Consider the following 13,126-nt stretch of genomic DNA (forward strand, 5'->3'; position numbering starts at 1 on the left):
TGTTACATATTAAAATTGAATATTAGCCCCGATCAGGAATGTTCTGGCCTGTGGATAGTATGCTCTGTCTACACCGATGATGTCCTGCTCAGAATTGTTTCTTCCTGCAATCTCCGGATCATATCCGGTGTATTTTGTGAAGGTGAACACATTTTCTCCGGTTACATAGAGTCTTACTTTGCTCATCCCGAAACGGCTGGTAACATCCTTTGGAAGTGTATATCCCAGCTGAATAATTTTCAGACGAACATAATCTCCTTTCTGAAGGTAGTAATTGGACATCCATGAATAGTTATGATTCGTATCATTACGCGTAATTCTCGGATTCTCATTGGTAGAACCTTCACCAGTCCAGCGGTCCAGGATCCTGGTTTGATAATTGGCGTCAAGCATATCTAATCTTCTCAGACCCTGGAAAATCTTATTACCGGCCTGCCCTTGGGCAAAAGCCATAAAGTCAAAGTTTTTATAATTTAGATTGACGGTAAGTCCGAATGTATATTTAGGAATGGAACTTCCCAGGTTTACTTTGTCTTCCTCGTCAATTTTACCATCTCCGTTATTGTCCTGCCAGATAAAATCTCCCGGTTTTGCACCTGGTAACAATTGGGCTCCACTGGAGTTAACGTAAGCGTCAATTTGGGCCTGATTCTGGAAGACCCCGCTATACGTCTGTCCATAAAACGAACCGTAAGGCTGCCCGACCGCTACCCTTGATACAGCACCCATCGTCTGGAAAGAAGCAAGATTGAAGTAGTCTATATCATCTTCCAGTCTAAGGACCTTATTTTTAATGGTGGTAAAATTCCCGTTAACCGAGATGCTGAAATCTTCCCAGTTCTTTTTATACCCCAGCTCAAGCTCCAGACCTGAGTTTTCCATATCACCAACGTTAGCCCATGGCAAGTCGGGAACTCCTACATATCCAGGAATATTGACTCTTCTCAGGATGTCAACTGTTTTCTTTTTATACCAGTCTGCAGTAAGCGTGAAGTTCTGGAACAATTTTAAATCTGCTGCAATATTCAGCTGGCTGGTCTGCTCCCACTTCAGTTTTGGATTTTCCATGGTACTCGGAGCGTATCCTATGATGATGTTATTTCCGGATGTGGTATAATTGCTTCCAGAAACCATGAAGCTCGCAAATCTGAAGTTATCCATTTCATCATTCCCCAGCACTCCGTATCCTCCTCTGAATTTCAGATTATTGATCACTTTATTTTCCGGCCAGAAGTTTTCTTTATGCACATTCCATCCTAAGGACAAGGAAGGGAAAGTTCCCCAATGCTGATTGGTGGCAAATTTGGAAGATCCATCTCTACGAACCGTTCCTGTGAACAGGTATTTATCAGCATAATCGTAGATTAATCTACCGAAATAGGAAGCTTTACGGGTTTGAATACCATCCCATCCGCTTGCGGTTATATCATCCTGCGGGATGTTAAAGTTAAAAGAAGCATCCTGCCAGTTATCAATAGGCAAATTACTATACGTAAGGCTGGCACCGCCCGCTATATTATACCGGTAGACTCCCTGGCCCACCAATATATTGATATTATGATCCCCAAATTTGTTTTGATAGGTTAACGTATTTTCCATGCTCCATTCGAATTTATTTTCGTCTACCTTATTCAGGCTGTTGAAGCTGGTATTGTTATAATTGGGACTCAGATAATATCTTGGAGTAAAACTGCGGCTTCCCCAATAGGATTTCTTCCCGTTTAAACTTGTTTTAAAAGTGAAGTTTTTCAGGAACTTTAGTTCTGCAAAAACATTTCCTACAAAATCATCAGACCAGCTGTAGTTTCCTTGCTGGATATGACGGAAAGCTTGCGGATTGGTCATTTCCTGGTTTACATATTGCGAAATTCCGTACGGGTTGCCATAAGGATCCCTAATGATGTATTGGTTGCTATACCCGCTGGGATCTACCGAAGACCAATCGGTAACCACCAGTGGAGTGGTGGGATCCAGATTAACTGCTGACGCCAGAGGGCCCCCGTATTCTTCATTGGGACTTACACCCTGAGATTTTGTATGGGTATAGGCAAAGGTTTGGCCTAACGTTAAATAATCAGTGACCTTATGAGTGGAGTTAAATCTTGCGTTGATTCTTTTGTAATAAGAAATATCACTCATTACGATCCCGGTCTGATCGAAATATCCAAATGAAGTATAGTAGCTTGACTTGTCATTTCCGCCGGTAATGCTTACTTCATGAGAAGACTTTTCACCGGTTCCGAAAATAGCATCCTGCCAGTTCGTTCCCTTTCCAAAGGATTCCGGATTGGAAAACCGGGGTGCAAGTCCATCATTGACGAATCCTTCATTAATGATTTTTGCATATTGCGTAGCATCAAGAAGGTCCAGTTTTTTAGCAGCGTTTGAAACCCCATAGAATCCATTATAAGAAAGGGTAAGCTTGCCTTTTTTTCCTTTTTTTGTTGTCACAAGAATTACCCCTTTTGCAGCAGAAACTCCGTAGATCGCAGAGGATGCTCCATCCTTCAGGACTTCAATGCTCTCGATATCCGACTGGTTCAGCCATCCGATATTATCTACCACGATACCGTCTACCACCCAAAGAGGGCTGTTGCTTCCTGCTCCAAAGCTGGTGATTCCCCTTACACGTACCGTGGCAGGAGCCCCGGGCTGCCCGGAATTCGTAACTACAGAAACACCGGCTGCCCTTCCCTGCAATACCTGCTCCGGTTTACCCGCCGGGATGTTTTCGAGATCACTGGCCTTAATACTTGCTATAGCTCCTGTTACGTTGCTCTTTTTCTGAGTACCATAACCGATGACTACAATTTCGTCTATTTTATTCTCTTTAGAAATCGTGTCCTTCACAGTAGTCTGGGCACTGAAGTTGGCCGTAAAATAGAGGACGGCCACCACTCCTACGCTTCTTGATATTCTTACATTCATATACAGTTATTGTTTAATTCTCAAATTGAGACAATAAAAATATATTTTTTTTCATATAATTAACATTACATTCACAATTATTTTAATTTTTCTTTTATTTTTAAGGGTTAGAAGCCCTATCTTCGCACCAATAATTGTTAAAAAATCAGAAAAATTTAAAAAGTTAATCCCCAAAATGACTGTTAAGCTTTCCCGTATTTCTCTTCCTCTTAAACTTACTTTCCTTATTTTTTCAATGGTTTTAAACTGCATGGGACTCATTATTCTGCAGCTTTCGGAAGCTAAAATCACCTACAGTGAGCTGGGATTATTAGAATCATTCAAAGATTTGCCTATTGCTTTTATCTCTCTGTTTGCCGTAGGTCTCATCAATAAAACAGGAACCAAAAAAGCGCTGATCTCTGCATTGGCTATTGTCGGATTTTGCTGCTGCCTGCTTCCTTTTATCGCCCATTTCTGGTTTTATAAAGTCTGGTTTGCCATCATCGGAGCCTGTTTTGCTATAGGAAAAATATGTGTTTTCGGGATCATCAGAAATAATATTTCGGATGAAAAATCACTGGCTAAGACGATGAGTAATGTAGAAGCTTCCTTTATGATCGGTATTTTTGTGGTCAACACCGGCTTTGGCTGGCTCATATCCAGCAGATATTCTGAATTCTGGAAGTTTGGTTTTTTAATGATTGCTGCTTTGTCGGCCGTAACGATATTTCTTCTTTCCAAAGCAGATTTGTCGGAATCCAGACCATTGGAAAACAAAAATATATTTTCTGAACTTTCCGGATTTGCCACGCCCGCAGTAGCCTTATTTCTGGGCGTTATCTTTTTTATTGTTTTTGTAGAGCAGGGCTTTAATTCCTGGCTGCCATCCTTTTATAAAAACCACCTGAAGGTCAATTCATTTTTTGCGCTTCAGGCAACTTCTTTTCTTGCCATATTTTCCTATGTAGGAAGAACAGTGACCGCCAATATTATCCGGCGCTTTCCGTTACGGGGATATTATATGACCTGCATGCTTTTCATTGTGGCTTTACTGGCAGCTATTTTGGGAATACAGTATTTTGAATCAGCCGATTCCAGACTGATTCTTTTTTTATTTCCTATGGTCGGGTTCTTTTTATCACCACTCTACCCTGTCATCAATTCGAAAATGATTGCGCAGGTAGATAAAGAAAAAGTAAATCTTTTTACCTCTCTTATTGTCATCTTTTCTTCTCTTGGAAGTTCCGTCAGTTCTATCATTATGGCAGTTCTGTTTGGAAATCAGCTCTTAACCTTTTATCCATTATATATATTATCTTCTGTAATTCTTCTTTTTGTGATGAGTTTGATATATTTTAGCGTCTCAAAAAGAAATAATAGAAAATAGTTTATTTTTACTACCATGAAAATCAAAGACACAAAAAGCAAAGAAACACTTCGGGAACTGATCGATACTAAAGATTTCGTTGCCCACATTTCTGTAGACTGTACGATATTCGGCTTTCACGATAACATTCTGAAAGTACTGCTGTTAAAGTATCATGATCTGGATCTGTGGTCACTCCCTGGTGGTTTTGTTTTCAATGATGAGGATCTTCGGGAGGCAGCTGAAAGGGTTCTCTACGAAAGGACACAACTTAAAGATCTGTTTCTGAAACAGTTTCATACTTTTGGACGAATAGACCGTACGGAGAATAATGTACATCAGATCCTCCTCAACAATAAGGGAATTGAAGTTCCGAAAGACCACTGGATTTTTCAGAGGTTCGTTACTGTGGGGTACTGCAGCCTTATTGATTTCTCCATAGCCAATACTTTTCCGGATGCTTTCAACGAGAGCTGCGAATGGTTTGAGGTCAGCAAATTACCGCAAATGGCTTTCGACCACGACAGGATCATAGAAACCGGTCTGGAATATCTGCGGATGAATATCAACACAGAGGTGGCAGCGAGCAATCTTCTTCCTGAGAAGTTTACCATGAAAGATCTTCAATCTCTTTATGAAACCATTTTAGGTCAGCAATTCAGAAGGAACAACTTTCAACGGAAAATTCTGAGCTTAAATATTCTGGACAGGCTGGAAAAGCTCTATGACGGCTCTGCGAATAAGGCGCCCTACCTTTATAAATTTAAAACAAAGGTGCATAATGCAGTCAATCAGTATCCCATCATGAACGATGAGGAGTTATAAAAATACAGTTTCACCCTTTAATTTAAATAAAATAGCAGTATAATACTGAAAACCAGATCATCCATAAGTTTTCAAAAAAATTTTCCAGACACCACGAAAAATGCTATTTTTAACAAAATCAAAAAATCATGTCATATTATCCTCTTACAAGCATTCCCGATTATTATGGAATTGATGCTTTACTTACTGAAGAACACAAACTGATCCGCCAATCTGTAAGAGACTGGGTGGAAAGTTTTGTAATGCCACAGATTGATCAGGCTGCCCAAAATCATACAGACCTTCCCGGGCTGATGAGAGAATTAGGGAAAATCGGAGCATTGGGTCCTTATATTCCGGTTGAGTATGGCGGTTCCGGATTAGACCAGATCTCTTATGGTCTTATCATGCAGGAATTGGAAAGAGGAGATTCTGCAGTGCGTTCTGCTGCTTCGGTACAGAGCTCTCTGGTCATGTTTCCAATCAATGAATTCGGTTCCGAAGAACAGAAGAAGAAATATCTTCCAAAGCTTGCAGCAGGAGAAATGATTGGATCTTTTGGATTGACTGAGCCCAACCATGGCTCCGATCCAAGTTCAATGGAAACGTATTTTAAAGATATGGGTGATCATTATCTTCTGAATGGAGCTAAAATGTGGATCACCAACTCCCCTCTATGTGATATTGCGATCGTATGGGCAAAAAATGAGGAAGGAAAGATACAGGGATTAATTGTGGAAAGAGGAATGGAAGGCTTTACCACACCGGAGACCCACAACAAATGGAGTCTGAGAGCTTCAAAAACAGGTGAACTGGTTTTTAATGACGTGAAAGTTCCAAAAGAAAACCTCCTTCCGGGTGTAACCGGACTGAAAGGACCTCTATCCTGCCTGAATTCTGCAAGGTACGGGATTTCATGGGGAGTAATCGGTGCTGCCATCGACTGCTACTGTACGGCTGTTCAGTATTCTAAAGAAAGAAAACAGTTTGGCAATCCTATCGGTTCTTACCAGCTTCAACAGAAAAAATTAGCGGAATTCTTAACTGAAATTACAAAAGCTCAGTTATTGTGCCTGCAGTTAGGAAATCTTAAAAATGATCATAAAGCAACTCCTGCGCAAATCTCAATGGCTAAACGTAACAATGTAAAAATGGCTATCGACATTGCAAGAGAATCCAGACAGATCCTTGGTGGTATGGGAATCATGGGTGAATTCCCAATGATGAGACACGCAGCCAACCTGGAATCAGTCATCACTTATGAAGGAACCCATGACGTCCATTTGCTGATTACCGGTATGGATATCACAGGAATCAATGCATTCTAAATAAGTCTAAGTTACAAGAAAACAGCACAAAGAGTCTGGCCTATCGGCCAGACTCTTCTATTTTACTCACATTTCAGAGAATTGATATTCATTGAATAATTATTAATGTGTTAAAATTATTGCAAAATGATTAAATTAATTACCTTAATACCGTTAAAAATATATGAATATGAAAAAAATCACAACTTTTTTATTAGGTATTACCGCTCCCTTCTATTTTGCCCAACAGGCAGGTGATGTAGTCAGTGCCGAACAGAAACTGGATTTAACACCACAGGGTGTTACTCATTTTATTGCTAACAGCCTTGGCAGCCAAAGCCCGCCAGACTTTGTCAGCTACCTTAATAGTTTTAACGTAGGCTTGAAAGGGTATAAGATTACGTATTACACTAAAAATGAAAATAATGTCCTGGTAAAAGCCACCGGTCTCCTCATGTACCCTAATGTGGGATTCAAATTGTCTACGGTTGTATCTGATCATGGTACTACTGACAGCAGGCACAATGTTCCCTCCAATTTTAAGGGAGTGCTGGCTGCAGGGTTTGTGGTTGAACTCTCCTATGTACTCAACGGTTATATCCTGATGGCTCCGGATTATGTGGGAATGGGTGACGGTGAGGGAGTTCACCCTTATGTAGATTATGCCACTGAGGCAGGAGCCACTATAGATTTCATTAAAGCAGCCAACAAAGTTTTGTCACAACTGGGAGTCAAGCGTTATGATGAATACTTCCTTACCGGCTATTCTCAGGGGGCCCATGCCGCTATGTCTACTTTGAAAAGGCTGAGCATTTCGAATCCCGATAACATTAAGTTCAAATATGCCTATATGGGAGACGGTCCGTATGATTTTTCCGGTGTTACCTTGAATAAAGGAGTTCTGGAAAAAGATATTTATCCGTTTACCTCTTTTCTCGCCAATGTACTCCATACCTGCAACAATACAGGATATAAAACGTATACCCATGATATTTCAGAAGTAATCTCCGCGGAATATCTGGATAAATACAATTATCATGTGGTTCAGGATAACGGAGGATTGTTATGGGGACCTATAGTGTGGAGAAAACTCTTCACCAACAATTTCATTAACGATGTTACGAATAATAGCAATAACAAGCTTAGACAGTGTATGAAACCAAAGGATGTATTTGACTGGTATAATAAGACCCCAATGACCCTTGGGCATTCTACTGTTGATCTGGCTATTCCCCCGGAAAATACCTCAAAGACCATTGATGTACAGCGCGGTTATTATCCTTGGTGGGACCTGAATAAATATAAGCTGCAGGCTTTCTATTGGGGACCTTTGGGCCATGTGGGAGGAATTATCCCTTTTACTTTGGCATCCAATGCTAAATTCAACACGCTTAGAAGTGGAGGTCTTCTCAACCAATGGGCGATTGCAGGATCTATTTTTGGAAAAAATACACCTCAGGGATCCTCCTCTATCCTTTCTTCACAGATTAAGCCGGACTTAGGGAATATGCAGCTGGTTGGTATTTCAGACTTCAATACAGAACAAGCAGCAGGCAGATCTGCGGATCAGCAAAGCTTATCTGCTCTCAGCGACGGAGTATACCTGCTTAAAGTAAGCGAAAACAAGGAAAATAAGCTGCTCCCCTATATAAAAAGCACCCCTAAAGAAGTACCGGAAAATGAAATCATTCATTCTGAAAATAATGCAGTCTTAAAATTAAAGGTAGATCAGGAGGAGCTTTCTGCTGTTAATATTTTTGATGAAAACAAGACATTGATCAAAAGTATTTCTCAACAGCAATACCATGATGACGGAGGGATAAGCCTGCAGGACCTGGACCCTAGAACTTACACCTTTGAAGTGGTAACACCATACTATAATCTTCAGTTCAGCAAAGCCATCACAGGTACAGGTATCACAGAAAACAGCGCAGAAATTTTTACACAAAATAGGCAGATCATCGCCAAAGCACAAGGCGACATCAAAAACATCAGTATATACAGTATTTCCGGAGCTCTTATTCTCCAACAGGATATTCACAGACCTGTATTCGAATCAGGGAATTTGGAATCCGGTGTTTATGTTGTAAAAATCACGCTCTCCAATGGAAAGTCTGTTCATAAAAAAGTTAAACTTTAAATACTAAATCCTTTATAATATCATTTCATGTTAATTTGAGCACTTCAGCAATGAGGTGCTTTTTTGGTGATCAGTACTTCACACTATTCCCAATAGTTTTCCTACAAATCGATTATAAAAACAGGCTCAAACATCTGTAAAAATGCCTGTCATATTTAGTCACAAAATGTATCAGCTTCTGTCCTTCAGGATGTCAACATTCGATAGGAACGGACTTTAGTCCGTTCACTGATCATAAAATTACTCCATTGGCTTTAGCAAAAACTTATTGCATCGGATAAGATTGATTTTTTAATGGATTCAAGATCAATTTTCTTACACCTGCTTCTTTTTGAATAACTCTAAAAAAACAAATTGGAAATATTTTTCCACTTAGGCTTCGATTACAAAACATAAAACACTCACAACATGACTGTTATTTAAAATTTATAAAGAGCATTAAGGCCGTTTTATGCAATCATTTTCACGATCATGAAAATGATTTTTATCAATTATTTTAAATTATTCTAAATAAAATTAGAAATCTCATGAAGAGGCTCCTAACTTTGCCGAAAGAATAATGCCAGATGGTTCATAACGACTCCCGATTTCCCCTGAGACTCCAAATTTTCAGTGTACTCTTTTTTTTAATGACGTTTACAACAGTCCAATCACAAAATACCCGTTTCCCGATCCTGCTTGAAGTAAAAAATAGCGAAAATAAAGTGGTTAATGGTTCTGAAATCAAAATTGTATCTCAGAAAAACACTTACGTGATCTCTACCAATGAAAAAGGAATCGCCACAGTGGATCTTATTCCGGATGAATATAGAATTGAAGTCCGGAACAATGGAATCCTTGGATATTCTCATAAAATATCCGTGACAAAAGCGGATACATTTACCTTGGTCTTTACAGAGAAAATCAATTCCATAGAAGAGGTGGTGATCACTGCTAAAGAAGGGAAAGGACTTACTTCGTCTTCTATTATAAACCGGCGTGCCATGCAGCATTTGCAGCCATCGAGTTTTTCAGATCTTCTGGAGCTGCTTCCCGGCGGAAGATCAGCCGATCCGGTTATGAATCAGGTGAATAAAATCAGCCTGCGAGAAACCGGCAGACCCGGTAGCGACTACAATACCTCCTCGATGGGAACAGCCTTCATTATCGACGGGGCTCCGGTTAATTCGGGAGCTAATCTTCAGTATTCCTACGATTTTCTGGACAAAACCAATAACGGGCTGAAGAGAAGATTGAATGTCGGCAGCGGTGTAGACATGAGAAGTATTTCCACAGACCAGATTGAGCGCGTTGAAGTTTTAAGGGGAATTCCTTCCGTCATCTATGGAAACCTGACCTCAGGAATTGTAAAAATAACCAATACATCAGGCTATACAAAATGGAGAGCAAGGTTCAAGGCAGATGGCTACAGCAAGCTTTTCGCCGTCAGCAAAGGCTTTGAAAACAAAAACGGAGACTTAAAAATCAATACCGGTATCGATTATCTTAATGCGAAATCTGATCCGCGGGACCGACTGGAAAACTACAAGAGAATAACCGCCAATCTAGGGATTGTCAAGGAAAAAAAATACAGTAAAGGAGCTTCAAGATGGCAGACCCACCTCAGCTATACAGGTTCCCTGGACGGCTCAAAGTCGGATCCTGATGTAGATCTGTCTGAAATGAATTCTTATGAAGTCAACAATCACCTGATCAGTCTTTCCAGCCAGTATACCTATACCAACAATCAGCCCTCCTTTTACAGGTCTACGGAAATTCAGGCTACAGTCAATCAGAGATTTGATAAAATAAAACAGACCAAATTTATCCAGCTGGAAAATGCAACAGCTTTTCCTTTATCCACCAATGAAGGCGAATATGATGGGTATTATCCGGAACCGCAGTACATTTCAAATTATGCGGTTGATGGGAAGCCTCTTGATGTATTTTTAAAAATGGTCAATAATTTCAGGCTTGATTTTAAATCTTTGAAAAATGAATTCAATGCAGGATTCGACTGGCAGATGAGCAAAAACTGGGGTATGGGACAGCAATTTGATATTTACAAACCTATTGACCCTAAAGCGACCTTCAGACCCCGTGCTTACCGTGATGTACCCGCATACATTACTTCAGCCTTATTTCTGGAATCAGTGAGTACGGTAAATGTGGGTAAGCACAACCTTATCCTGGCTTTGGGAGTAAGAGGAAACACTATGATGAATCTTCCTTCGTATTTCAGGATGAACGGGAAAGTCTATGCTGATCCCCGCGCCAACTTCCAGTGGGAACTCCCTTCATTTGAGTGGATGAACAAAAAAGCACAATTGGCTGTAACGCTCGGCTATGGTAAGCAAAGTCTTTTCCCCGACTTAAATATGCTGTATCCCGAACTGGTCTACAAAGATATCCAGCAGCTGAACTATTTTCATAATAATCCGGATTACCGGAGAATCAACTATAAAACGATGATCTACAATCCGCAAAACCCGGAAATAGAACCCGCCGTCAACGAAAAGTTCGAAGCAAGAGTAGATTTTAACCTAGGGGCCCATCAGTTATCCGTTACCGTTTTCAGAGAAAATATGCGTAATGCTTTCCGCACGATGAATGAATATGCGGTATACCATTATAAAAAATATGATACTTCGGGACTTGCCCATGACGCGATAACTTCACCACCTGACTTAAGTACACTCCCCTATCAGACGGTGAACGAAAATTTCACCTACAACATACAGCGCAATGGCAGCGAAATTGATAAAAAAGGTGTAGAATTTCAGTATTCCTCCAACAGAATTCCGGTAATCAGCACCCGATTTACTCTGAACGGAGCCTGGTTCCGGACCGCATACAGCAACAGCATGCCGGTATACAGAGGAAGGGATCTGCTGATCAACGGGAGACCGTATCCCTATCTGGGATTATATGAAGGTATGGAGCCCCGCTCAGTGAACGAAGTCCTCAATACCAATCTGATGATGGATACTTACATACCGCGTCTGGATCTTGTATTTTCCTCATCATTCCAGTTTTCATGGTATTCTATGAGAAAATTACTACCAATGAACGGTGTGCCGAGTCAGTACGTGGATCAAAACGGCATTATACACCCATTTGACCCTGATACTTCCCGGGAAACCATCCTGGAAAACCTCATCATTGGTCAGAATGAAGATCTTTATAATACATCCAGGAGACCCATGGAAATGAATCTTAATCTAAAGGTGACCAAAAGCTTTAGAAATAAAGCCGTTGTGATTTCAATGTTTGCCAACAGGCTTTTCAGCTACTATACTCCATACCGTACCAATGGCATTACCATCAACAGAAAAGGTGCCTATGACCCTTATTTCGGTATGGAAATCAATTTCAATTTATAACAATTTCAATCAATACATTATGTTAAAACACATCTTACGAACACTCTTACTATTGGGTGTAATCCTCAGCATTACTTCATGTTCTTCCGACTCCACTGATGCTCCTGAGGCACAAACCTCCCTTAAGCTGGAGCTGAAAGTAGTTCCTGAAAATATTCAGGTTAAAGAATACAAGCATCTTAAAATCAGCTTTAAAGAACTGAATACCGGATTTACCACCACCAAAGAGCTTACCAATACCAATATACTGCAGACAGTACTTCCGTCAGGAACGTATCACATTATTGCAGAGGGTAATATCATTTATGACAATTCCGGGCTTACGGAAGCCAAAGTAAGCGGTGTGCAGACCAGCCTTGTTATCAATGGCAGTGAAAGCAGCAAAACAATAGATCTTGCCCTTAAAGCAGGAAGCAGCAGCGATCTTATCCTAGAAGAAATTTTCTTCACCGGAACCAAAACTCCTCAGGGCGCCATGTATTTCGGAGATCAGTATTTTAAGATCACCAATAATACGGATCAGACTTTATATGCTGACGGCATGCTTGTGATACAGTCCAGCTTTATGACCAATGAAAAACAGGAGTATAGCCCCAACATTATGGCCAATACATTCTCTGCAGGGGCCATCATCAGAATCCCCGGAACCGGAACCACCTATCCTGTAAAGCCGGGAGAATCTATTGTTATAGCAGAGGACGCTATCAATCATCAAGATTTCAATCCTTTATCCGTTAATCTTACCAATGCCAACTTTCAGATTTTCAAAGAAGACTCCGAAGATATTGACAATCCTTCCGTTCCGAAAATGTTGAATGTTTTTGAAAAAATGGTCATTCATACCCAGGGATACTATGCGTATGCCTTAGCCCGTTTGCCACAGGGGATGACATCTGATGCACTGCTCGGACAGAATACATACACTTACACTTACAACCTTACTTTCGGTGGAGATGTATATCCTATGGACGGTACTGCAGTCAAGATTCCTAATGAATGGATCACTGATGTGGTGAATCTTAGCGTACAGGATTCCTTCCAGTGGCTGGTAACCTCTCCTGCTCTGGATATGGGATGGACTTCTGTAACTTCATTTGACGGGGACAAAAACCGTTTTGGAAAAGCAGTTCGCAGAAAAGTCATTGGACAAACCCTGGAAGGCAAAAATATATTAAAAGATACCAACAATTCCACCGTGGATTTTGAGCATGGTGTAAAACCTTCACTATTCAATTAA

The 13,126-nt window shown here is 40.5% G+C and carries 7 protein-coding genes; 6 read left to right on the forward strand and 1 reads right to left on the reverse strand.

Going from position 1 to position 13,126, the window contains the following annotated elements; genetic code table 11:
• Window positions 1–9 precede the first annotated feature (9 nt).
• Complete coding sequence (locus DRF67_RS18285) at window positions 10–2,928, reverse strand: SusC/RagA family TonB-linked outer membrane protein (RefSeq protein ID WP_115929743.1); 2,919 nt, start codon at window positions 2,926–2,928, stop codon at window positions 10–12.
• 175 nt (window positions 2,929–3,103) lie between these two features.
• Between DRF67_RS18285 and DRF67_RS18290 the strand changes: the two genes are divergently transcribed.
• The 6 genes from DRF67_RS18290 to DRF67_RS18315 all read left to right on the forward strand — a co-directional run bounded on the left by DRF67_RS18290 (window position 3,104) and on the right by DRF67_RS18315 (window position 13,126).
• Window positions 3,104–4,297 (forward strand): MFS transporter, encoded by a 1,194-nt coding sequence (locus DRF67_RS18290; protein ID WP_115929744.1) that lies wholly within the window; start codon window positions 3,104–3,106, stop codon window positions 4,295–4,297.
• Between the two features lie 15 nt (window positions 4,298–4,312).
• Window positions 4,313–5,101 (forward strand): NUDIX hydrolase, encoded by a 789-nt coding sequence (locus DRF67_RS18295; RefSeq protein WP_115929745.1) that lies wholly within the window; start codon window positions 4,313–4,315, stop codon window positions 5,099–5,101.
• A gap of 128 nt (window positions 5,102–5,229) precedes the next feature.
• Window positions 5,230–6,408, forward strand: a complete 1,179-nt coding sequence (locus tag DRF67_RS18300) for an acyl-CoA dehydrogenase family protein (RefSeq protein ID WP_115929746.1) — start codon at window positions 5,230–5,232, stop codon at window positions 6,406–6,408.
• Between the two features lie 169 nt (window positions 6,409–6,577).
• Window positions 6,578–8,527 (forward strand): T9SS type A sorting domain-containing protein, encoded by a 1,950-nt coding sequence (locus DRF67_RS18305; protein ID WP_115929798.1) that lies wholly within the window; start codon window positions 6,578–6,580, stop codon window positions 8,525–8,527.
• A gap of 629 nt (window positions 8,528–9,156) precedes the next feature.
• Window positions 9,157–11,889 carry a TonB-dependent receptor plug domain-containing protein gene (locus DRF67_RS18310; RefSeq protein WP_228435850.1) on the forward strand — a complete coding sequence of 911 codons (2,733 nt, stop codon included), beginning with the start codon at window positions 9,157–9,159 and terminating at the stop codon, window positions 11,887–11,889.
• 19 nt (window positions 11,890–11,908) lie between these two features.
• Complete coding sequence (locus DRF67_RS18315; protein WP_115929799.1) at window positions 11,909–13,126, forward strand: DUF4876 domain-containing protein; 1,218 nt, start codon at window positions 11,909–11,911, stop codon at window positions 13,124–13,126.

Source organism: Chryseobacterium pennipullorum (genome assembly GCF_003384725.1).
GTDB lineage: Bacteria > Bacteroidota > Bacteroidia > Flavobacteriales > Weeksellaceae > Chryseobacterium > Chryseobacterium pennipullorum.